This window comes from Actinocorallia lasiicapitis, assembly GCF_054778695.1.
In genome coordinates this window covers 1-21,990 of the sequence record NZ_BAAGZI010000061.1, presented here as the reverse complement: position 1 = coordinate 21,990, position 21,990 = coordinate 1, and the positions used below count along the sequence as shown (strand labels likewise).

Annotated in this window: 20 protein-coding genes; 3 read left to right on the top strand and 17 right to left on the bottom strand. The window is 67.7% G+C overall.

Annotation, left to right across the window (positions count from 1 at the left end; all coding sequences use genetic code 11):
* On the bottom strand, positions 1-361 hold a 361-nt coding region (locus ACYVE7_RS10205; protein ID WP_460364356.1), incomplete at its 3' end, for a DeoR family transcriptional regulator.
* The gene (locus ACYVE7_RS10200; protein WP_460364355.1) at positions 358-1,299 is read right to left on the bottom strand and encodes a helix-turn-helix transcriptional regulator; all 942 of its coding nucleotides are present in this window, start codon (positions 1,297-1,299) and stop codon (positions 358-360) included. The genes ACYVE7_RS10200 and ACYVE7_RS10205, both read right to left, overlap by 4 nt.
* Positions 1,300-1,340: 41 nt before the next feature.
* Between ACYVE7_RS10200 and ACYVE7_RS10195 the strand changes: the two genes are divergently transcribed.
* Positions 1,341-2,420: a DUF3866 family protein gene (locus tag ACYVE7_RS10195; protein ID WP_460364354.1), complete on the top strand. Its 1,080-nt coding sequence runs from the start codon at positions 1,341-1,343 to the stop codon at positions 2,418-2,420.
* Here the strand turns inward: ACYVE7_RS10195 and ACYVE7_RS10190 are convergent.
* The 10 genes from ACYVE7_RS10190 to ACYVE7_RS10145 all read right to left on the bottom strand — a co-directional run bounded on the left by ACYVE7_RS10190 (position 2,417) and on the right by ACYVE7_RS10145 (position 13,935).
* Positions 2,417-3,400, bottom strand: a complete 984-nt coding sequence (locus ACYVE7_RS10190) for an FKBP-type peptidyl-prolyl cis-trans isomerase (RefSeq protein WP_460364353.1) — start codon at positions 3,398-3,400, stop codon at positions 2,417-2,419. The genes ACYVE7_RS10195 and ACYVE7_RS10190 overlap by 4 nt on opposite strands.
* A 75-nt stretch (positions 3,401-3,475) precedes the next feature.
* Positions 3,476-4,834, bottom strand: coding sequence for a Pup--protein ligase (gene pafA, locus ACYVE7_RS10185; protein WP_460364352.1), 1,359 nt, complete (start codon positions 4,832-4,834; stop codon positions 3,476-3,478).
* Positions 4,835-4,996: 162 nt separating this feature from the next.
* Complete coding sequence (gene prcA / locus ACYVE7_RS10180) at positions 4,997-5,722, bottom strand: proteasome subunit alpha (RefSeq protein WP_460364357.1); 726 nt, start codon at positions 5,720-5,722, stop codon at positions 4,997-4,999.
* A 38-nt stretch (positions 5,723-5,760) separates the two neighbouring features.
* Complete coding sequence (gene prcB / locus ACYVE7_RS10175) at positions 5,761-6,600, bottom strand: proteasome subunit beta (protein WP_460364351.1); 840 nt, start codon at positions 6,598-6,600, stop codon at positions 5,761-5,763.
* A 136-nt stretch (positions 6,601-6,736) separates the two neighbouring features.
* A complete protein-coding gene (locus tag ACYVE7_RS10170; protein ID WP_460364350.1) occupies positions 6,737-7,573 on the bottom strand; it encodes an endonuclease VII domain-containing protein in 837 nt (278 codons plus the stop codon).
* Positions 7,574-7,685: 112 nt separating this feature from the next.
* Positions 7,686-7,895, bottom strand: coding sequence for a ubiquitin-like protein Pup (locus tag ACYVE7_RS10165; protein WP_460364349.1), 210 nt, complete (start codon positions 7,893-7,895; stop codon positions 7,686-7,688).
* Positions 7,896-8,193: 298 nt separating this feature from the next.
* The gene (gene dop, locus ACYVE7_RS10160; RefSeq protein ID WP_460364348.1) at positions 8,194-9,711 is read right to left on the bottom strand and encodes a depupylase/deamidase Dop; all 1,518 of its coding nucleotides are present in this window, start codon (positions 9,709-9,711) and stop codon (positions 8,194-8,196) included.
* A gap of 141 nt (positions 9,712-9,852) precedes the next feature.
* Positions 9,853-11,613 (bottom strand): proteasome ATPase, encoded by a 1,761-nt coding sequence (arc, locus tag ACYVE7_RS10155; protein ID WP_460364347.1) that lies wholly within the window; start codon positions 11,611-11,613, stop codon positions 9,853-9,855.
* A gap of 204 nt (positions 11,614-11,817) precedes the next feature.
* Positions 11,818-12,786: a tRNA (adenine-N1)-methyltransferase gene (locus ACYVE7_RS10150; RefSeq protein ID WP_460364346.1), complete on the bottom strand. Its 969-nt coding sequence runs from the start codon at positions 12,784-12,786 to the stop codon at positions 11,818-11,820.
* A 30-nt stretch (positions 12,787-12,816) separates the two neighbouring features.
* Entirely contained in the window at positions 12,817-13,935 is a 1,119-nt protein-coding gene (locus ACYVE7_RS10145; RefSeq protein ID WP_460364345.1) for a site-2 protease family protein, read from the bottom strand.
* A gap of 78 nt (positions 13,936-14,013) precedes the next feature.
* Here ACYVE7_RS10145 and ACYVE7_RS10140 point away from each other — a divergent pair, with 78 nt between their 5' ends.
* On the top strand, positions 14,014-14,880 hold the full coding sequence (locus ACYVE7_RS10140; protein WP_460364344.1) for a RecB family exonuclease: 867 nt from the start codon (positions 14,014-14,016) through the stop codon (positions 14,878-14,880).
* A 41-nt stretch (positions 14,881-14,921) separates the two neighbouring features.
* Positions 14,922-15,518 (top strand): 3'-5' exoribonuclease domain-containing protein, encoded by a 597-nt coding sequence (locus ACYVE7_RS10135; RefSeq protein ID WP_460364343.1) that lies wholly within the window; start codon positions 14,922-14,924, stop codon positions 15,516-15,518.
* Here the strand turns inward: ACYVE7_RS10135 and ACYVE7_RS10130 are convergent.
* From ACYVE7_RS10130 to ACYVE7_RS10110, 5 genes are all read right to left on the bottom strand, one after another.
* Positions 15,515-16,087 carry an HdeD family acid-resistance protein gene (locus tag ACYVE7_RS10130; RefSeq protein WP_460364342.1) on the bottom strand — a complete coding sequence of 191 codons (573 nt, stop codon included), beginning with the start codon at positions 16,085-16,087 and terminating at the stop codon, positions 15,515-15,517. The genes ACYVE7_RS10135 and ACYVE7_RS10130 overlap by 4 nt on opposite strands.
* A gap of 205 nt (positions 16,088-16,292) precedes the next feature.
* Positions 16,293-18,815 (bottom strand): ABC transporter permease, encoded by a 2,523-nt coding sequence (locus ACYVE7_RS10125; protein ID WP_460364341.1) that lies wholly within the window; start codon positions 18,813-18,815, stop codon positions 16,293-16,295.
* Positions 18,812-19,591, bottom strand: a complete 780-nt coding sequence (locus tag ACYVE7_RS10120; RefSeq protein ID WP_460364340.1) for an ABC transporter ATP-binding protein — start codon at positions 19,589-19,591, stop codon at positions 18,812-18,814. The genes ACYVE7_RS10125 and ACYVE7_RS10120 overlap by 4 nt, the downstream gene beginning before the upstream one ends.
* Positions 19,592-19,800: 209 nt before the next feature.
* Complete coding sequence (locus ACYVE7_RS10115) at positions 19,801-20,496, bottom strand: response regulator (protein WP_460364339.1); 696 nt, start codon at positions 20,494-20,496, stop codon at positions 19,801-19,803.
* 65 nt (positions 20,497-20,561) lie between these two features.
* Positions 20,562-21,767 (bottom strand): sensor histidine kinase, encoded by a 1,206-nt coding sequence (locus ACYVE7_RS10110; protein ID WP_460364338.1) that lies wholly within the window; start codon positions 21,765-21,767, stop codon positions 20,562-20,564.
* Between the last annotated feature and the right edge of the window lie 223 nt (positions 21,768-21,990).

The following is a 21,990-nucleotide window of genomic DNA, read 5'->3' as shown; positions in this document are numbered from 1 at the left end:
CCAGTTTCGCGATCACCCGGGGGACGGTGTCGTCGTCGGCCGCGCCGGGCAGCTCGGCGAGCATCCGCAGCGCCACCAGCAGCGCGGCGGCCTCGTCGGCGCCCAGCCGCAGCGGCCGGGAGATCGTCTCGGCCTCGCTGACGGTGATGTCGCCGCCCTCATACGACAGGTCGATCGGGCAGTAGGGGTCGGGTGAGCGCAGCTCGACGCACCACAGGGTGTTGAGGTCGTCGCGGAGCTGCTTCTCGGTGACGCCGAACGCCTCGGCCGCCTCGGTGACGGACACGGTGTCGCGGGCCACGACATAAGGGACGAGCGCGAGCAGCCGGGACAGCCGGTCGGCGGAGGTCGTCGACTTCATGAGAGAACCCCCTTCAGATGGCGGATCACCGCGTCGCGCAGGTCGGGCGGGTCGATGACGTGGACGTCGGCGGCGAACCGGGCGAGGGTGGCGGCGAACTGCTCGACGTCCCAGATCGCGGCCTCCGCCTCATCCCATTCGGCGTCGTGCGGGATGACGTTCCTGGCCCAGCGGCGGACGCCCTGCGCGCCGTCGCGGCGCAGCCGGATCCGCGCGGACCGCCGTTCGGCGGGCGGCTCACCCCACTCGAACGCGATCTTCTTGATGTCGACGCCGTCGGGGACGGTGACCGCGCCGAGCGGCCCCTGCACGAACACCTCGCCCTGGACGCGGGAGAGCCGGAACACCCGCTGGGCGTCCCTCACCCGGTCGTGGCCGACCATGTACCAGCGGCCGCGCCGCGACGCCAGCCCCCACGGCTCCACGATCCGGCGCTGCGGCCCCGGGCTGGACGCCGACTGGTAGTCGAACGCCACCAACCGCTTGTCCCGCACCGCCTCGTACAGGGCGGGAAACGCCGGTTCACCCGCGTTGACCCGCGGTTCCAGGACCGACGCGCCCGACGGATCGGCGTCGATCCCGGCGGCCTTCAGCTTGAACAGCGCCCCCGAGGCGGCCTCGGCCAGGTTGGTCTGCTGCCACACCCGCGCCGCCAGCCCGAGCACCGCGACCTCGTCGGGCGTCAGATGGATGTCGGGCAGCTCGTAGGCCTGCGGGGGGATCCGGTAGCCGGTGTCGTCCTCGTCACTGCCGACCTCCAAGGGGATGCCGAGCTCCCGCAGCTCCTCCTTGTCGCGTTCGAACATCCGCTTGAACGCCTCGTCGGAGTCCGGGTAGCCCGGAACCGCCTGCCTGATCTGCTCAGCGGACAGATACCGCCGTGTGGCCAGCAGAAGGACCACCAGATGCAGAAGACGTTCCGTCTTGCGCCGCGACATTCGACCTTCCCCTCGTCTGGTGAAACGCTACCGTGCTGCAGGTGATCCGATGGCGCAAAGGAACAGTAGAAAGCATCCGCCGCGAGTGGCCCGGAGCGGTCGAACTCGACCTGCTCATCGACGGCGCACCGGCGCGGGGCCTGGCCTACCCGGCCCTCGTCGGCCGGCCCGAACCCGGCGACGAGGTGCTGCTGAACACCACGGCCCTGGCCATGGGGCTCGGCACCGGAGGATACGCGATGGTCATCGCGATCCCCGACCGGCTGCCACCCGACCCGACCGGCCCAGGACACCTCGTCAAAGCCCGCTACACCCCCCTGCAGGCCACCGTGCTGGGCGCCGACGAACAGGACTCCCCCCACCACGCGATCCTCGCCGCAGCCGACTCCCTCGACGGAATGCCGGTGATCATCGCCGACCTGCACTCCGCGCTGCCCGCCCTGCTGTCCGGGCTGCTCGCCGGCAAACCCGACGCCCGCGTCGTCTACGTCATGCCGGACGGCGGAGCGCTGCCCGCCTGGTTCTCCATGTCGACCGCCCAGCTCAAAACCGCCGGGGCGCTCGCGGCGACCGTCACCGTCGGGCAGTCCTTCGGCGGCGACCTCGAAGCCGTCACCGTCCACACCGGGCTGCTCGCCGCCCGCCTCGTCCTCCACGCCGACGTCGCGATCATCGCCCAAGGCCCCGGCAACCTCGGCACCGGCACCACCTGGGGATTCTCCGGCGTGACCGCCGGCGAAGCCGTCAACGCCACCTCGATCCTCGGCGGACGGCCCGTCGCGTCCCTGCGGGTCAGCTCAGGCGACGCCAGGCAACGCCACTACGGCATCTCCCACCACAGCCTCACCGCCTACGGCCGCGTCGCCCTGACCCGCGCCGACGTCCCCGTCCCCGTCCTCGACGGCGACTTCGGCGCCCTCGTCACCAGCCAGGCCAGCGCCCTCGCCACCCGCCACGACCTCATCCGCGTCCCCGTCGACGGCCTCGCCGACACCCTCGCCGCCGACGAGAAGAACTGGGGCGTCCGGATGTCGACCATGGGACGGCGGCTCGACGGCGACCTCGAATACTTCCTCACCTGCGCCGCCGCCGGCCGCCACACCGCCACCCTGCTCGCCTAGAAAGCACCCAGCACGTCGACCACATAGACCAAGGTGTCGTTCGCCTTGATCCCGTAGTTCGGCAGCCCCTTGACCTCCATGTCCTTCGCCCCGTAGGCCTTGTCCGGCGGGGCGACCACCAGCAGCCGGCTCCCCACCTTCTGCCCGACCAGCCCCTCATCCCAGCCCTTGATCACCTGACCGGCGCCGATCACCGTCGCATACACCTTGCCGTCCGCCCACGAAGACGAGAACACCTTCCCGTCCCGCCACAACGCCCCCACATACTGGATGGCCAGCAACTGGCCGCCCTTCACCGACGGACCGGCCCCCTCCTTGACCGTCCGGACGGTCAACTTCGACGGCGGCGACCCCTTCGGCAACCCGATCTCCGGAACCCTCGCCGCCGAAATCGTCGGCAACCCCGGCTCGTCCAACGCCTTCGGATCCGCGACCGCCGCACCCTTCGGATACGTCGCCATCACATCCAGCACGTACACCAGCGAATCCGAACCCGAAATCTGCAGCCGCTGCGACCCCTTGTCGCCATAACCGTCCTTCGGCGGAATCACCGCCACCACCCGCGACCCGACCTTCGCGCTCGTGAACGCCTTCTTCAACCCCGGAACCACGTTCCACGACGGAAACGCCCCCGCACCCGCACCCTGATAACTACTGCCGATCAACTTCGGCTCCGACGAAGCGTTCCAGCTATAACCCACATACTTCGCGATCACCAGATCACCCTCGGCGACCTGCGCGCCCTCACCCTTGATCAACGTGGTCAGCGCCAGCTTCTCCCCCGGCTTCGCGTCCTTCGGGAACTCCACCTCAGGACGATCACCGAACTCCCCCTTCACCGCGACGTCCGGCTTCGCCGGCCCATCACCACCACACCCCGCCAACGAAGCGACGAGAACAAGGGGAACCGCCAGCAGCACAGCACGACGACGCATCGGCACAACCTCGGGGTGGGAAAACCGAAAGGGACGGGCAGTCACACTACCGGGCGGTAAACGATCGTACGAGTAGTACGGCCAGGTAGATCTGCACGTCCCTTAACGGAACAAACCCCGCTACATCCCAGCGATCAGCTTGTCGACCCTCTCATCGACACTCCGGAACGGGTCCTTGCACAGCACCGTCCGCTGCGCCTGATCGTTCAACTTCAGATGCACCCAGTCGACCGTGAAATCACGGCGCTTCTCCTGAGCCTTCTTGATGAACTCACCCCGCAGCCGCGCACGCGTCGTCTGCGGCGGCACCGACTTCGCCTCGAAGATCGCCAGATCCTGGCTGACCCGCTCCACCGCACCCCGCTTCTCCAGCAGGTAGTACAGCCCACGATTACGGTGCACATCGTGATAAGCCAGATCCAGCTGCGCCACCCGCGGACTCGACAACGGCAGATCATACTTCTTGCGGTAACGCTCGATCAGCTGGTACTTCGTCACCCAGTCGATCTCCCGCGCCACATCATCCAGATCGCCCGTCTCCACCGCCGTCAAAGTCCTGTCCCACAGATCCAGAACCCGCTGCACCGTCGGATCCGCACCCCGCCGATCCATGAAGTCCTTCGCCTTCGAGAAGTACTCCCGCTGAATCTCCAGCGACGACGCCTCACGACCGTTCGCCAACCGCACCTTCCGGCGGCCCGTCATGTCATGCGACACCTCACGAATCGCCCGAATCGGATTCTCCAAGGTCAGATCGCGCATCACGACCCCAGCCTCGATCATCCGCAGCACCAGATCGGTCGCCCCGACCTTCAACAGCATCGTCGACTCCGACATGTTCGAGTCGCCCACGATCACATGCAACCGACGGAACCGCTCCGCGTCCGCATGCGGCTCATCCCGCGTATTGATGATCGGACGGCTCCTGGTCGTCGCGCTCGACACACCCTCCCAGATGTGCTCCGCCCGCTGCGACACGCAGTACACCGCACCACGCGGAGTCTGCAGCACCTTCCCCGCCCCGCAGATGATCTGCCGCGTGACCAGATAAGGGATCAGGACGTCCGCGAGCCTGCCGAACTCACCGTGCCGCCCCACCAGATAGTTCTCATGACACCCGTACGAATTGCCCGCACTGTCGGTGTTGTTCTTGAACAGATAAATATCCCCAGCGATACCCTCCTCCCGCAGACGCCGCTCAGCGTCCACCAGAAGACCCTCCAGGATCCGCTCACCCGCCTTGTCGTGCGTGACCAGATCGACCACGCTGTCGCACTCAGGCGTCGCATACTCAGGATGACTGCCGACGTCCAGATAGAGCCGCGCCCCATTCCTCAGGAACACGTTGCTGCTCCGGCCCCACGACACCACCCGACGGAACAGATAACGCGCCACCTCATCAGGTGACAACCGCCTCTGCCCACGGAAGGTGCAGGTGACCCCGTACTCGTTCTCGAGACCGAATATGCGCCTGTCCACACCCGCAGCGTATTCGTCCAGAACCCCGATTGGCAGAGGTTGGGCCCCGATTTCTCACCAGACGTAAATAACCCGTCGCGCTCCACGCACAACGGGGCCACACCAGACGGCAACCGCACCGCCCGGAGTGGCCCCGCCACCCGACGTCACCGCCGAAACGAACTACTCCGCCGCAGCCTCCGGCTCCGGCTTCGACTCCGCCGGCCCCGACTCCGACAACAGAGCATCGATCCGCGAAGCAGGCAACCGCCGGAACAACCGCCGCTCCCGCGTCCGATCCAACACCGCCACCTCCAACTTCGACGACTCCAGCACCCGATCCGCATCCTGCTGCTGCAACGCGTGCACCGCCACCTGAAGCGCCTCCGCCAGAGACTCGCCCTCCCGGTACCGCTCCTTCAACGCCGTCGCCACCGCATCCGCAGCACCACCCATCGCCACGAACCCATGCTCATCGGCCACCGAACCATCGAACGTCAACCGGTAAATCTGATCATCCTCCGCCGACACACCCACCTCGGCCACGACCAGCTCCACCTCGAACGGCTTCGACGAATCCGTGAAGATGTTCCCCAACGCCTGCGCGTAAGCGTTCGCCAGACCACGCGCCGTCACATCCGAACGGTCATACATATAACCGTTCACATCCGCGTACCGAACACCCTGCAACCGCAGCGCCTCGAACTCGTTGTACTTCCCCACCGCCGCGAACGCGATCCGGTCATAAATCTCCGAGATCTTGTGCAGCGCCCGCGACGGATTGTCCGCCACGAACAAGATCCCATCGTCATACTGCAGGACCACCACCGACCGGCCCCGCGCGATCCCCTTCCGCGCATAATCCGCACGGTCCTTCATCTGCTGTTCGGCCGGCACGTAGAACGGCATCGACATCGCTTCTCGTCCTTCTCTTCGTACCGACAGAACTAACGCAGCGGAGCGTTCGGACCACCAGGCGAGCCATACCGCGCCGCCACCACCGACTCCGCCAACGCACCCACCTCCGACTCCGGCAACCGCCGGAAACCGTCATCCGTGATCGCCGCCAGCACCGGGAAGATCCCCCGCGTCAGATCCGGACCACCCGTCGCCGAGTCGTCATCCGCCGCGTCGTACAACGCCTGCACACACACCAGCGCCGCGTCCTCAGCCGACAGATCCGGCCGCCACAACTTTTTCAACGCGCCCCGCGCGAACACCGACCCCGAACCGATCGAATGGAAGTCGTGCTCCTCGTACTTACCGCCCGCCGCGTCATACGAGAAGATCCGCCCCACACCCTTGTGCAGATCGAACCCAGCGAACAGCGGCACCACCACCAGCCCCTGCATCGCCATGCCCAGATTGCCGCGGATCAGGGTGGCGAGCCTGTTCGCCTTCCCCTCCAACGACATGATCCGGCCTTCCATCTTCTCGTAATGCTCCAGCTCGACCTGGAACAGCCGGGTCATCTCCAGACCGATACCCGCCGTCCCCGCGATCGCCACCGCCGAGTACTCATCCGCAGGGAACACCTTCTCGATGTCCCGCTGCGCGATCACATTGCCCGCGGTCGCCCGACGGTCACCCGCCATGATCACACCACCGGGGAACGTCACCGCCACGATCGTCGTGGCATGGGCCAGGTTCAGCCTCCCGGCATCACCCTCCACACCCCTCCCCCCGGGCAGCGACTCCGGGCTCACAGCCCCGAGCAACCCCGCAAAGGAAGACCCCGCACCCGCGAAAACCTTCGGGAACCCGCCACTGATCGGCTCGAACCCCATGCGACTCCTTCCCCAGCACGCCGGTAGAACCTTCACCCGACCCTACCGACATCCGCGTGTCGCGGGTTCCTTCCCCCAGTCCGCCCACGGCGAACCCCCCGAATCCGATCACCCGAGGGGTCCGCCAAATCGTGATCTAAACCGCGAGCTCCCAGAACGACTCGCCCACCTTCACGAAAACGGGCAGCTCCAACTCGTCCAAAGTGCCGTGCGCCTGGAGGTACGCCACCGCCCTCAGGAACAGCGCCGCCTCATCGTTGAACTGACCGAGCGTGACATTGCATGCGAAGCAGAGCATCCCCCGCACCTTGCCCGTCCGGTGATCGTGATCGACGTGCTCGGCGGCCCGCACACCGCATATCGCGCACAGCCCACCCTGCTCCGCGACCATCCGCTCGACGTCCTCCGGCGTCAGCCCATACGAACGCTTGAGCCAGTCCCGCGCCGACCGCTCCTTCCGGCACGCCTTACACGCCGAAGCGAATCCGTCAGAGCTCGAAGCCGCCCGGTGCCAATCAGCGTGAGCCTTCACCTGCTCACACGCCGGGCACCGCTTGAATCCGTCGGGAACCTCGACACGTTCCTGTACGGCCTTTCCCAGCCGCGAAGCGGTCTTCCTGTACTGAGCATTGGACCGGCGACGGAAGCAGGTCTTGCAGTAGGCGGCACAGCCATCGGAGGTTGCCTTGTTCCGCCCGAAGCAGTCCACGGTCTTGAACTCGCCGCAGTCAGGACACCGCTTGAACTGCGCCTCCTGACCAGCCAGTTCCGGGGGGAGGGGAACCTTCTCCCTCACCTGCTCGCCTCGAGCACTCAACCGCTCGCGGCGCTGGTCTCGCGCGAGCGCGTTCGTACAGGGCTTGCACCTGTACGCGAGACCGTCCGGCCTGCGGAAGTTGGTTCCGAATTCGGCGGTGGACTTCATGATGCAGCAGGCAGGGCACTTCTTGAATGATTCCGGAGAGGTCGTCATGGCGCGAGTAAAACAAAGCACCAGACCCGGCGCAACACCCTCTCGAGAAATTGCATCCGGGCCTGGGCTTAAGCACCTTTACCGCCTATCTACCAAAACGGACATATGCGGATCACTCCCCGCCTTTCTGGACGTAAGCCCTCACGAAATCTTCGGCGTTCTCCTCCAAGACCGAGTCGATCTCGTCCAGAATTGCGTCGACGTCGTCGGTCAGCTTCTCCTGGCGCTCCTGTACGTCGGAGGAGGCTTCGGTGGTGGTCTCTTCGACCTCTTCGGTCTGGCGGGTGGTCTGCTTCTGACCGCCGGTGTCCTTCGTGGCCATTGGGGGCTCCTCCCGTACGTGCCGTGTTACCGCGACCCTACCCGCGGGTGCCAGGCGGGGCGTAGGACAGCTTGAGCGTTCCGCCCTGAGCTGAGAACGGGTCTGGTCAACGGCGTTATCGCCGCCCTTGACAGGGTTGAAACGGGCAAAATACCCGCGTGGTTCATGGCGTCGCAGCGGTCGCGTCGGGGGTGCGGGTGGGTGGGGTCGGGTCAAGGGGAGTTAAAGGCTGTGGGACGGGCTGAGGGCCCGCACGGTGTGGTGTGCGGGCCCTCAGGGGTGGTGCGGGGTGCGGGGGTCAGTTTTCGCCGGCGAGGACCTTGACGAGGTCGGCGGCGGTGCGGCAGCGGTCCAGGAGGGCGCCGACGTGGGCTTTGGTGCCGCGGAGGGGTTCCAGGGTGGGGACGCGCTGGAGGGATTCGCGGCCGGGGACGTCGAAGATGACGGAGTCCCAGGAGGCGGCGGCGACGTTGTCGGCGTACTGGGCGAGGCAGCGGCCGCGGAAGTAGGCGCGGGTGTCCTCGGGGGGTTCTTCGATGGCGCGCTGGATCTGGGGTTCGGTGAGGATGCGTTCCATGCGGCCGCGGGCGACGAGGCGGTTGTAGAGGCCGCGTTCTTCGCGGATGTCGCTGTATTGGAGGTCGACGAGGTGGAGTCGTGCGTGGCTCCAGTCGAGGTTGTCGCGGGTGCGGTAGCCCTCGAGGAGTTCGAGTTTGGCGACCCAGTCGAGTTCGCGGGAGAGCTGCATGGGGTCGGTGGCGAGGCGGGTGAGGACGGATTCCCAGCGGTCGAGTACGTCCTTGGTCATGTCGTCGGTGTCGGTGCCGAATTTGTCTTCGACGTATTTGCGGGATTGTTCGAGGTATTCCATTTGGAGTTGGACGGCGGTCATTTTGCGGCCGTCGCGGAGGGTGATGAGGTGTTTGCAGGTGGGGTCGTGGGAGATGGCGCGGAGTGAGGCGACGGGCATGTCGACGGAGAGGTCGGTGGTGAGGAAGGAGTCTTCGATCATGGCGAGGACGAGGGCGGTGGTGCCGGCTTTGAGGTAGGTGGAGATCTCGCTCATGTTGGCGTCGCCGATGATGACGTGGAGGCGCCGGTATTTTTCGGGGTCGGCGTGGGGTTCGTCGCGGGTGTTGATGATGGGGCGTTTGAGGGTGGTTTCGAGTCCGACTTCGACTTCGAAGAAGTCGGCGCGTTGGCTGATCTGGAAGCCGTCGCCTCGGCCGTCGACGCCGATGCCGACGCGGCCTGCGCCGGTGACGACTTGGCGGGTGACGAAGAAGGGGGTGAGGTGTCTGACGATTTCGGAGAAGGGGGTTTCTCGTTTCATCAGGTAGTTCTCGTGGCAGCCGTAGCTGGCGCCTTTGTTGTCGGTGTTGTTCTTGTAGAGCTGGATGGGGTGGGTGCCGGGGACCATGGCTGCGCGTCGTGCGGCGTCGGCCATGACGCGTTCTCCGGCTTTGTCCCAGAGGACGCAGTCGTAGGGGTTGGTGACTTCGGGGGTGGAGTATTCGGGGTGGGCGTGGTCGACGTAGAGGCGTGCGCCGTTGGTGAGGATGACGTTGGCGAGGCCGAGGTCTTCGTCGGTGAGTTGGGTGGGGTCGGCTACTTCGCGGGCCAGGTCGAAGCCTCTGGCGTCGCGTAGTGGGTTTTCTTCTTCGAAGTCCCATCTGGCTCGCCGTGCTCGTGCTGCTGATGCCGCGAGGTACGCGTTGACGACCTGGCTGGAGGTCACCATCGCGTTGGCCCCGGGCTGACCTGGTACGGAGATGCCGTATTCGGTCTCTGTTCCCATGACCCGCCGAACGCTCATGGGTCCGAGCCTAGTGTGGTTGTGGGCGGGTGCGGTGACCGGCTCCAAGATCTTGGCCGTTTAAGGTTGCGGATGTGTGAACAGCGGGCGAGGCGGGCACCCGGGGGTGCCCGCCTCGTGTGTTGCTGGTGTGGGTGGTGTCTACAGGTATTGGCCGGTGTTGGCGACGGTGTCGATGGAGCGGCCGGATTCGGTGCCGGTTTTGCCGGAGACGAGGGTGCGGATGTAGACGATCCGTTCGCCCTTTTTGCCGGAGATGCGGGCCCAGTCGTCGGGGTTGGTGGTGTTGGGGAGGTCCTCGTTCTCGTGGAACTCGTCGACGCAGGCGTCGAGGAGGTGTTGGACTCTGAGGCCCTTCTGTCCGGTGTCGAGGAACTGTTTGATGGCCATCTTCTTGGCGCGGTCGACGATGTTCTGGATCATCGCGCCGGAGTTGAAGTCCTTGAAGTAGAGGACTTCTTTGTCGCCGTTGGCGTAGGTGACCTCGAGGAAGCGGTTTTCTTCCGTTTCGGTGTACATGCGCTGGACGGTGGCCTGGATCATGGCTTCGACGGTCTGCCGGCTGTCTCCGCCGTGTTCCTTGACGTCGTCGGGGTGGAGGGGCAGTCCGGTGATGAGGTATTTGCTGAAGATGTCCTTGGCTGCTTCGGCGTCGGGTCGTTCGATCTTGATTTTGACGTCGAGGCGGCCGGGTCGGAGGATGGCGGGGTCGATCATGTCTTCGCGGTTGGACGCGCCGATCACGATGACGTTCTCGAGGCCTTCGACTCCGTCGATTTCGGAGAGGAGCTGGGGGACGATCGTGTTCTCGACGTCGGAGGAGACGCCGGAGCCGCGGGTGCGGAAGATCGAGTCCATCTCGTCGAAGAAGACGATGACGGGGGTGCCGGCCGAGGCCTTTTCGCGGGCTCGCTGGAAGACGAGGCGGATGTGGCGTTCGGTCTCGCCCACGTACTTGTTGAGGAGTTCGGGGCCTTTGATGTTGAGGAAGAAGGATTTTCCTTCTTGTCCGGTCTTGGCGGCGACCTTTTTGGCGAGGCTGTTGGCGACGGCCTTGGCGATGAGGGTCTTTCCGCAGCCGGGGGGCCCGTAGAGGAGGACGCCCTTGGGGGGGCGGAGTTTGTGTTCGCGGAAGAGGTCGGCGTGCAGGTAGGGCAGTTCGACCGCGTCGCGGATCATTTCGATCTGGGAGCCGAGGCCGCCGATTTCCTCGTAGGAGATGTCGGGGACCTCTTCGAGGACGAGTTCTTCGACCTCTGCTTTGTGGATCTTTTCGTAGACGTAGCCGGAGCGTGTGTCGAGCATGAGGCTGTCGCCGGGGCGCAGCGGGAGGCCGCGGAGCGGCTCGGCGAGTTTGACGATGCGTTCTTCGTCGGCGTGTGCGACGACCAGGGCGCGTTCGCCGTCGGCGAACACTTCCTTGAGCGACACGACTTCGCCTTGTTGCTCGAATTCGAGGGCCTCGACCACGTTGAGTGCCTCGTTGAGCATGACTTCCTGGCCGGGTCGGAGATCTTCGATCTCCACTGCCGGGCTGACGTTCACGCGGAGTTTGCGTCCTCCGGTGAAGATGTCGACGGTGCCATCCTCGCGGGCATCGAGGAAGATTCCGTAGCCGGACGGCGGTTGCGCCAGCCGGTCGACTTCTTCCTTGAGAGCGATGATCTGCTCTCGTGCCTCTCTGAGTGTGGACACCAGTCGCTCGTTCTGGCCTGTCACTGCGGCCAGGTTTGCCTGTGCCTCGTGCAAGCGCTCTTCTAGCACCCGCGTCTGGCGGGGGGATTCCGCGAGCTTCCTGCGCAGTACGGAGATCTCTTCCTCTAGGAAAGAGAGCTGCGTCTGGAGGTCACGAACCTCCTTGTCATGCGCTTTTCGCCCTGCGGCGTCATCACGAGCGGCCACGCCCCGTCACCTCCTCACGAAGAGCCGACGACCTACTGAGACCTTACCTATCTGGCCGCGGTCCGTAACCTGACTATTGCGTTTGCGTTCTGTGAACAATCGTATACGCAGAGCGATAGTGCCAGGTCAGGACCGCTGTGGGGGCTCAGAGAAACGTCAATGAAACAGAAAAAACACGGCGTGTCGTCCAGTCGTCGAGACGGGTTACGCCTCAGGCGAACCGATTTCCGATTCGCCCGGTGTAACGCCGACCGGAGAGGTTACGACAGTATTGTCATTACCCGGAGTGAGTTCGGCTGAACCCGTTTCGGGGTAGGCGCCCTTAGCCGGACGGCGCCTGCGCAGCGGCGGGGTGACGCCGTCGGCGAGCCGCCGGGCGGTCACCAGGAAGCCGGTGTGGCCGACCATCCGGTGGTCGGGCCGGACGGCGAGTCCTTCCACGTGCCAGGAGCGCACCAGCGTCTCGAACGCGTACGGTTCGGCGAAGGAGCCCTGCTCGCGCAGTCCTTCGACGACGCGGGACATCTGGGTGGTGGTGGCGACGTAGCAGCAGATCAGGCCGCCGGGCACGAGGGCCTTGGCCATGGCGTCCAGGCATTCCCACGGGGCGAGCATGTCCAGGACGATCCGGTCGACCTCGGTCTCGGTGATGGAGTCCTCGACGGAGCCGAGCGTCAGCTTCCACGAGGGGTGCGGTCCGCCGAAGAACTTCTCCACGTTCTTGCGGGCGACTTCCGCGAAGTCCTCGCGGCGCTCGTAGGAGGAGACCGAGCCGTGTTCACCGACGGCGCGCAGCAGGAAGCACGACAGGGCTCCCGAGCCAGCGCCGGCCTCGACGACCTTGGCGCCGGGGAAGATGTCGGCCATGGCGACGATCTGGCCGGCGTCCTTGGGGTAGACCACGGCCGCACCGCGCGGCATCCGGACGGCGAAGTCCTGGAGGAGTGGCCGGAACACGAGGTAGTCGATGCCGCCGGTGGAGCGGACCACGATGCCTTCGGGGCGGCCGATGATCTCGTCGTGCTGGATCCACCCCTTGTGGCCGTGCCACTGCTTGCCGGTGATCAGGGTGACGGTGTTGATCCGGCCTTTCGGGTCGGTCAGCTGCACCTGGTCACCGTCCCGGAGGATGCCGTGGGGTGTGCGGGGCTGCTGAGCGGTGCTTTCGGTCATCCCTCAAGGCTAGCGGCCTCGGCGGGCCGGTCAGGCGCGTGCGAGGAGCCGGTCGAGGTCGGCGGTGGCGAGGACGCCGTAGATGGCGCCGGAGGGTTCGACCAGCAGGAGTTCGCCCGTTCGTGCCCTGCGCACCGCGATGATCAGTTCTTCGCCGGACAGGTCGGCGTCGATGACTCCGTCGGGGCCGAGGGCGGTGGCGACGGCGCCGGCGGTGGTCCAGGGGCGGCGCTGTTCGGGGACGGCGGTCACGGCGGTCTCGCCGACCAGGCCGGTGGGGGTGCCGTCGTGGTCGACGATCACGATGGCGCCCGCTTGGGCGTCCCTGGCGGTGGTCAGGGCTTGGGCGAGGGGGGTGTCGGCGGTGACGGCGACGGCGCGGCGGCCGATGCGGCGGGCGTGCAGCAGCGGGATGCGGTCGCGGATCCGTTCGACGCGGATCGCCTGGGTGGCGCCCACCCAGATGAACGACGCGAGGAACGCCGCCCACGCGACGAGGATCCAGTCGGTGCCGGCGGTTCCCCTGGACGCCAGCCAGGTGCCGCCGAGCAGGAGCAGGACGGCCAGGGCGCGGCCCACGTGGGCGGCGGCGACGGTGCCGTCCCTGTCCCGGCCGGTGATCTTCCAGACGATGGCGCGGACCAGGTAGCCGCCGTCCAGCGGCAGCCCTGGCAGCAGGTTGAACGCTCCGACCAGGAGGTTCGCGAAGGTGACGGCTTCGAGCAGCAGTCCGGCGACCGGCGGCGGGTCGGTGAGGAGCAGGGCCAGGGCGCCCGCGCCGCCCAGGAGCAGTGAGGTGGCGGGCCCCGCGGCGGCGACGGCGAACGACCGGCCCGGGCTGTGTTCCTCCCGGTCGATCTGGGTGACTCCGCCGAGGACGTGCAGGACGATCGAGTGGACGGGCAGCCCGAACGCCCGCGCCACCGCCGCGTGGCTGATCTCGTGGACCAGCACCGAGGCGTACAGCAGGACCGCGTAGCAGAACGCGACGGCCAGGGCGCCGCCGCCGGACGCGACCCGCTCGGCCGGCCCCCGGAACATGAAAGTGATCAGCAGGGCGACGATCGGCCAGCTCCACGCCACGTAGACCGGCACTCCGAAGACCCGGCCGATCAGGAGTCCCGGCCCGCGGCCCGCTGCTTTCCCCACAGTCCAGAGCCTAACGAGGCCGGTGGGCGTTTCCGTCCTGCGCGATTCTGTCCGACCGTTCCCCTACGCTTTCCCGATATGACGACGACGGACTCCGCACCCACCGCGACCGGGTCGCTGTCCCCGTCACGTGCCGGGGATTTCATGACCTGTCCGCTGCTGTACCGGTTCCGGGTGATCGACAAGATCCCTGAGAAGCCGAGTCCCGCGGCGGCTCGCGGCACCCTCGTCCACGCCGTCCTCGAACGGTTGTTCGATCTTCCTGCGGGTGAGCGGACCGCGACGGCCGCCCGCGGGCTGCTCGACCCGCAGTGGGAGCTGCTGCTCGCCAAGGAGCCGGGGCTGGCCGACCTGTTCGCAGGCGAGGAGCCCGCCGTCCACGCCCAGTGGCTCGAGCAGGCCCACGCGATGCTGGAGCGGTACTTCACCCTGGAGGACCCGCAGCGGCTCGAGCCCGCCGACCGGGAACTGTTCGTCGAGACCGTCCTGGCGTCGGGGCTGCGGCTGCGCGGCTACATCGACCGGGTCGACGTCGCGCCCTCCGGCGACGTCCGGATCGTCGACTACAAGACCGGCAGCGCGCCCCGCGCCGACTTCGAGTCCCGCGCCCTGTTCCAGATGAAGTTCTACGCGCTCGTCCTGTGGCGGCTGCACGGCACGGTCCCCCGGCTGCTCCAGCTCATGTACCTGGGCAACGGCGAGATCCTGCGGTACTCCCCCGACGAGGCCGACCTGCTCGCCACCGAACGGAAGGTCGAGGCGCTCTGGTCGGCGATCCGCCGCGCCATGGACACCGGCGAGTGGCGGCCCCGCCCGTCCCGCCTGTGCGACTGGTGCGACCACAAGGAGCGCTGCCCCGAGTTCGGCGGCACCCCGCCCCCACTCCCCCGGCAGGCCGCCGCGGAGGCCGTCCCCTCGCCCCGGGACCAGACGGACGACCTGTAATCGGCGTGCGCCCCTCCCGGCGGTGCCGCTAACGTGCGCCCATGGCCAGTCCCGATCTCTACTTCTCCTGCGACGTCGAGGCCGACGGCCCCGTGCCCGGCCCGTACTCGATGCTGTCGTTCGCCTTCTCGGTCGCCGGAAGCTACGACGGGACGGTCTTCACCCCGCGCCACCCGTTCGAGAAGACCTTCTACGCCGAGCTGCGACCGATCAGCGACGCCTACGTCCCCGAGGCGCTCGCCGTCTCCGGCCTCGACCGCGACCATCTCGCGGCCAACGGCCGCGACCCCGCCGAAGCGCTCACCGACGCCGCCGCCTGGGTCCGGGCCGTCGCCGAGGACGCCAAGGCGTTCCCCGTTTTCGCCGCCTACCCGCTCGGCTTCGACTGGATGTGGATGTACTGGTATTTCGAGCGGTACGCCGAAGGCGGCTCGCCGTTCGGCCACTCCCGCTGCCTCGACATGAAGACCCTGTACGCCGCCCGCGGCCGCACCCAGATCCGCGACGCGATCAAGGCGAAAATGCCGCGCGGCCTGCTCTCCAAGCGCCGCCACACGCATCACGCGCTGGACGACGCCGTCGAGCAGGCCGAGCTGCTGCAGAACCTGATGACCTGGGACGGAACCCGGGGCCGCTAGTGGGCTGAGGCCGTGCCGGTGGCGGCGGACATCTTGTTGGCGGCGCCCTTGAGGCGGAAGCCGGCGATGACCATGGCGATGCCGAAGACGATCGAGAACAGGCCGATCACCCAGATGAGGGCGAGGCCGCCGGAGGCCGGCCAGAACAGCAGCATCCCGCCGAACAGGACCGAGACGACGCCCGCGGCGACGTTCCACCACTCGCCGTCGATCTCCTTGCGCATCGCGATCGCGGCGATGATCTCGAAGATGCCGGTGACGACGGCCCAGGCGCCGATCACCATGATCAGGGCGAACGCGGTGACGCCCGGCCAGATCAACGCCAGCAGGCCCAGGCCGATACCGCAGACACCGGCGAACGCCAGCCAGCCGCGGGACTGGCCGGGCGAGCCGCCGCCGATCGCCTGCGCGACCGCGATGACCCCGTCGACCAGCGCGTAGGCGCCGAACAGGATCGCCAGCGCCCACACGGTGATGCCGGGCCACACCCATGCGACGATCCCGAACAGGATGGCGAACGCGCCACGGAGCGCGAGCAGCCACCAGTTGCGGGCGAGTTGGTCGAACATGATGCCCACCCCCCAGGGGACGAAGAACCTCCGGGAGGCAGAAACCCCCCTGATGCTCTCCTTTCACGGCCTCCCCCCAGCCAAGCCCGCACTCCGGCAAAGTCCGACAAAGCACAGAAAAAGGCCACGCCCCCGGGAGGCGACCGGGGGCGTGGCGTGCGGGGATCCGCGCGGGGAGTGCGGACCCCCGTTTCTCCAGTGACGGCTACTGCGTGGCGATGGCCTTCAGGACGTCCATCCGCCCGGCCCGCCAGGCCGGCCAGAGCGACGCGAGGATCCCGATGATCGCCGAGAAGACGATCCACAGCACGATCGACCCGTAGGGAATCGCGAGGACCTTCATGTCATCGCCCGCCGCCGTCTGGATCGCCGTGCCGAACCCCAGGCCCAGCGCGATGCCCAGCAGACCGCCGAACAGGGCGATCGCGACGGACTCCAGCCGGACCATGCGCCGCATCTGCCTGCGGCTCATCCCGACGGCCCGCAGCAGGCCCAGTTCCCTGGTCCGCTCGGTCACCGACAGGACGATCGTGTTGACCACCCCGAACACCGCGATGATGATCGACAGGGCGAGCATCATGGTGAAGAACGCGACGATCCCGTCGAGCTCACCGGCCACTTCCTTCTTCAGGTCGGCCTGGTCCTGGACCTCCACCCCGGGGTAGGCCTTGGCGGCGGCGTCCAGCGACTGCCGGAACGCGTCGTCGGTCTTGGCGGTCTTGAGGGCCAGCAGGAACGGCAGCGGCTTGTCGACATGCGCCTTCCAGGCCGCCTCCGACAGGACCCGCGGGCCGACGAAGTCGCTGTTGGTGTAGATGCCCTCGACCTTCAGGGTCTCGGTCTTGCCGTCGAGGAACTTGACGTCCATCGTCGAACCGACCGTGAGGCCCTTGTCCTTGGCGTCATCCTCACTCAGCATGATCCCGTTGGGGCTGAGGGCCGCGGTGCCGTTGAGCACCTTGGAGTTGGTGGCCTCCAACATTCCGGCCGAGTCACCGGAGGCGTACCCGGTCTTCTTGCCCTTGTAGACGAACTCGTCGCCGCCGACGGGCACGGACTTCTCCACGCCGTCGAGCTTGGCGATGGCCGCCGACAGGTTCGGGTCGATCCCGCCGGGACCATCGACCGCCACCACGTAGTCGGCGCCGAACTGCTGGTCGACCACGTCGTTCAGGGACGCCTTGACCGACGCGCTCAGCACGTTGACCATGGTGACCAGGGACAGGCCGATCATCAGCGCGACCGCCGTGACGGCCGTGCGGCGCGGGTTGCGACCCGGGTTCTCCCTGGCCATCCGGCCGGCGACCCCGAACAGCTTCGGGTAGTACGAAGCGAGGACCCTGACGACCGGCTTGGCGATGACGGCCGCGAGGATACCCGCCGCCAGCCACGTCAGGAGCGCTCCCACCCCGATCGTGATCAGGGTCGGGGCGGCGCCGCTGATCGCACCCGACAGTGCGATCGCCATCAGCACCACACCGCCCAGCGCGATGACCGAACCGATGATCGTGCGGACCTGCAAAGAACGCTGCGGGATGCCCACGTCGTCCCGCATCGCCGCGACCGGCGGCGTCTTCGCCGCACGCCGCGCCGGGAAGTAGGCCGCGACGCAGGTGACGAGGATGCCGACCAGGTAAGACCAGAAGACCGTCATCACCGTGACGTTGAGGCCGCCGCCCAGCTCCAGACCCTGCGAGGAGAAGAACGACTTCAACAGAACCGCCAGCCCCACGCCCAGGCCGAGGCCGAGGGTCGAGCCGACGACGCCGACCGCGATCGCCTCGCCCAGCACCGCGTTGGTCACCTGGCTGCGGGACGCGCCGACCGCCCGCAGCAGCGCCAGCTCCTTCGTCCGCTGGGCGACCAGCATCGAGAACGTGTTGAAGATGTTGAACGACCCCACGATGATCGACACGACGGCGAACGCCAGCAGGAACCAGCGCAGGAAGCTCAGCACCGCGTCGATGTCGCTCTTGCTCTCGTCCCGGACCTTCTCCCCCGTGACGGCCTCGAACTGGCCCGGCAGAACCGGGGTGACCTTGTCGACGAGCTGCTGCTCTGACAGGCCGGGCGCGGCCTTCAGCGACACCGACGAGTACTCGCCCGGCTTCATCAGCAGCTTCTGCGCGGTCGGGGTGTCGAAGTAGGTGAGGGTGGCGCCCAGGTTGCTGCCGCCGATCAGCGCGACGACCTTCACCGGGATGATGGAGCCCCGCAACTGCACCTTGATCGTGTCGCCGACCTTGTAGCCGGTCTTCTCCGCGGTCGTCTCGTCCAGCGCGACCTGGTCGGGGCCCTGCGGGGCCTGGCCGGTGGCGATCGTGCGGTCGCCGTCGTCCAGCCAGTTGAGGCCGAGCTGCGGCGGGCCGCCTCCGCCGACGAGCTTGTTGTCCTTGTCGATGACCGCCGCATACCCCTGGACACCCGGGTAGACGGCGGCCACGCCGTCGGCCTTGCCGAGGGTGTCGACGACCGACTGCGGGATCGGGATCCCGGTGGCCGCCGCCTCGTCGTCGGTCTGGGCGTCGCCCGCCACCGGCTTGGCGCGGACGACCGCGTCGGTGTTCTTGCCGAACGAGCCGAGCAGGTCGTCGAACGACTTGGTGACGGTGTCGGTGAACGTCAGGGTGCCGGCCACGAACGCCACACCGAGGATGACGGACAGCGCCGTCAGGACGAGTCTGAGTTTGTGCGCCGCGAGGTTGCGGAGCGTTACTTTGGTCATCATTTGACCGAGACCCCCGGCAGCTCGAAGCCCTTCATGCGCTCCAGGACCTTGTCGGCGGTCGGCGCGGTCATCGTGTCGACGATCCGGCCGTCCTGCAGGAACACCACGTCGTCGGAGTAGGCGGCCGCCGCCGGGTCGTGGGTGACCATGACGATGGTCTGGCCCATCTCCCGCACCGACGAACGCAGGAACGACAGCACCTCGGCGCCGGACCGCGAGTCCAGGTTGCCGGTCGGCTCGTCCGCGAAGATGATCTCCGGTCGGGAGGCGAGGGCGCGGGCACAGGCCACCCGCTGCTGCTGGCCGCCCGACAGCTCCGACGGCCGGTGCTTCAGCCGCGGCCGCAGCCCGACCGTGTCGATGACGGCGTCGAGCCACGCCTGGTCGGGTTTGCGGCCCGCGATGTCCATCGGCAGCGTGATGTTCTCCAGCGCCGTCAGGGTCGGCACCAGGTTGAACGCCTGGAACACGAAACCGATCTTGTCGCGGCGCAGCCGCGTCAGGCGCTTGTCGTCCAACCGCGAAAGCTCGACGTCGCCGACGAACACGCTGCCCGCGGTCACCGCGTCCAGCCCGGCCATGCAGTGCATCAGCGTGGACTTGCCGGAACCCGACGGGCCCATGATCGCCGTGAAGCGGCCGCGGGGCACGCCCACGGTGACGTTGTCCAGCGCCCGCACCTCGGCGTCACCCAGCCCGTAGGACTTGGTGACGTTCTCGACGCGGGCGGCGAGGTCGCCCCCTCCGGAGGCGGTGTACGGAGCGGCGTGCGACACGAGGAGACTCCCAGGGATTCGGTGACGGGCCCGGAACAACGGGCCCTCTTAGCTGACACCCACCGTATGAGCTGATCACCCGTCCGCGGATCGGCCTGGGGAACTGGCTTTCCACTCCCCCCACCGCAGGAGAAGGATCACCCCGCTCCTCCCTCGGAAGTAGGGGGAACCCCACCTTCCGGCCCTCAGAACCCCTCCGGGGCGGGCCGTCAGACGCCCCCGGGCCGGATCAGACCGGTCTCGTAGGCGTACACGACGGCCTGCACCCTGTCGCGCAGCCCCAGCTTCGCCAGCACGTTCCCCACATGGGTCTTGATCGTGGTCTCGCTGACGACCAGCTCCCGCGCGATCTCCGCGTTCGACAGGCCGCGCGCGACCTGGCTGAGCACCTCGCGTTCCCGCTCCGTCAGATGCTCCAGGCCGGGCGGCGGGCCCTCGTCGGTCAGCGCCGGCAGCTTGGTGGCGAACCGGTCCAGCAGCCGGCGCGTCACCGACGGCGCGACGATCGCGTCGCCGCCCGCCACGATCCGGATCGCCGTCACCAGGTCCTCCGGCGGCGCGTCCTTCAGCAGGAACCCGCTGGCGCCCGCCCTGACCGCCTCGATCACATACTCGTCCAGGTCGAACGTGGTGAGGATCAGCACCCGCGGATCGTGCGCGCCCGCCGCTCCCGGACCCTCCCGGACGATCCGGCGGGTCGCCTCGATCCCGTCGACGCCCGGCATCCGGATGTCCATCAGCACCACGTCCGGCATCAGCGTGCGGGTCGCCTCGACGGCCGCAGCGCCGTCACCGGCCTCCCCCACGATCGTCAGATCGGGCTCCGCCTCGAGGATCAGCTTGAACCCCGTCCGCAGCAGCGGCTGGTCGTCCACCAGCAGGATCCGGACTGCCGCGGTACTCACGAAGGCCTCCAAGGCTCATTCACATTTCAACTCGCACGTTCAACTCGCGCGTCCAACCTGCACGTTCAGCTCGCTTCGAGGGGGAAGCGGGCCCTGACCTCGAACCCGCCGCCGATCCGCGGACCGATCCGCAGTTCGCCGCCGTACAGGGCGACCCGCTCCCGCATCCCCACCAGGCCGTGCCCCGGCGAGTCGGTGTCGTCGGGCATCCCGGCCGCGGCGCCCCGGCCGTTGTCGACGACCTCCAAGGTCAGCGACCGGTCGGTGTACCGCAGCCGCACCCACGCGCGGGCGTGCGGCCCGGCGTGTTTCAGGCTGTTGGTCAGCGCCTCCTGGATCAGCCGGTAGGCGGCCAGGTCGACCCCGGTGGACAGCTTACGGGGCTCGCCGTCCACGTCGAGCTGGACCGCCAGGCCCGTCTCCTTGATCTGCTCGATCAGGCCCGCCAGATCCTCCATGCCGGGCTGCGGGGCCAGCTCGGCGCCCGGCTGCACGACGTCGCGGTCGGTGCGGAGCACCCCCACGATCCGCCGCATCTCCGACAGCGCCGTCCGGCCGACCTGCTCGATCGTCTCGATCGCCTCACGCGCCGACGCCGGATCCTTCTCCATGATCCGCCGGGCGGCGCCCGCCTGCACCGTCATCACGCTCACATGGTGGGCGACGACGTCATGCAGCTCCCGCGCGATCCGCGAGCGCTCCTCGACCCGCGCCGCACGCGCGTCCGCGAACCTGGCCTTCTCCAGCCGGGCCGCCCGATCCTCCAGCTCCGACAGGTAGGAGCGCCGCAACCGCAGGCTGCGGCCCAGCCACCACACCCCGCCGAACACGATGAGGTTCTCCAGGATGTCCAGCGCCCCGTGCGGCTGCTGGTCGAACAGCAGCATCATCGTCAGCGCCAGCAGCGCGAACCCGCCCACCAGGGCGCTGCGCGCCAGCGGCCGGTGCGCGGCCACGCTGTACACCGCGATCAGATAGGCGACGACCTCGCCGCCCGGACCGTAGCCGAACGCCGCCAGCAGCAGCTCACCGAAGATCACCCACAGCAGGACGACGACGGGGAACCGCTGCCGCCACACCAGCGAAACGATCATCGCGGTCACGATCAGCGCGTTCAGCCCGTCGGGATCCCGGTAGTCGCTGCCCGGCGGGAACTGGGCGTACACCATCCCGATCAGCGACAGGACCAGCAGGATGCCGGCGACCAGACCGTCCAGAACTTCCGGATGGCCGGCCGACCAGATGCGCAGGTCGCGGATACGGGTGGTCACCCCTTCACGTTAGGCCCCCGACCACGGAAGATATGCCCTCCCGAATGCGGATCTCGTCACCCTCCTTAAGAAGGAGACCCGCTCTCACTTGGAGAAAGCCGGACCGTTCAAGCCCGGCCGCCCGCCGCGACCGGACGGGTCCGCGGATCCAGCGCCGCGACCGCCACATCGGCCAGGACCGTCGCCGCGACCGCGCACACCGAGGCCGCCAGCACCGCGCCCA

Excerpts from the sequence above, each read along its gene's own strand:
- ACYVE7_RS10200 (WP_460364355.1), bottom strand. The coding sequence starts at position 1,299 with ATGTCGCGGCGCAAGACGGAACGTCTTCTGCATCTGGTGGTCCTTCTG.
- prcA (WP_460364357.1), bottom strand. The coding sequence starts at position 5,722 with ATGCCGTTCTACGTGCCGGCCGAACAGCAGATGAAGGACCGTGCGGAT.
- prcB (WP_460364351.1), bottom strand. The coding sequence starts at position 6,600 with ATGGGGTTCGAGCCGATCAGTGGCGGGTTCCCGAAGGTTTTCGCGGGT.
- ACYVE7_RS10170 (WP_460364350.1), bottom strand. The coding sequence starts at position 7,573 with ATGACGACCTCTCCGGAATCATTCAAGAAGTGCCCTGCCTGCTGCATC.
- ACYVE7_RS10165 (WP_460364349.1), bottom strand. The coding sequence starts at position 7,895 with ATGGCCACGAAGGACACCGGCGGTCAGAAGCAGACCACCCGCCAGACC.
- dop (WP_460364348.1), bottom strand. The coding sequence starts at position 9,711 with ATGAGCGTTCGGCGGGTCATGGGAACAGAGACCGAATACGGCATCTCC.
- ACYVE7_RS10150 (WP_460364346.1), bottom strand. The coding sequence starts at position 12,786 with ATGACCGAAAGCACCGCTCAGCAGCCCCGCACACCCCACGGCATCCTC.
- ACYVE7_RS10140 (WP_460364344.1), top strand. The coding sequence starts at position 14,014 with ATGACGACGACGGACTCCGCACCCACCGCGACCGGGTCGCTGTCCCCG.
- ACYVE7_RS10135 (WP_460364343.1), top strand. The coding sequence starts at position 14,922 with ATGGCCAGTCCCGATCTCTACTTCTCCTGCGACGTCGAGGCCGACGGC.
- ACYVE7_RS10130 (WP_460364342.1), bottom strand. The coding sequence starts at position 16,087 with ATGTTCGACCAACTCGCCCGCAACTGGTGGCTGCTCGCGCTCCGTGGC.
- ACYVE7_RS10125 (WP_460364341.1), bottom strand. The coding sequence starts at position 18,815 with ATGATGACCAAAGTAACGCTCCGCAACCTCGCGGCGCACAAACTCAGA.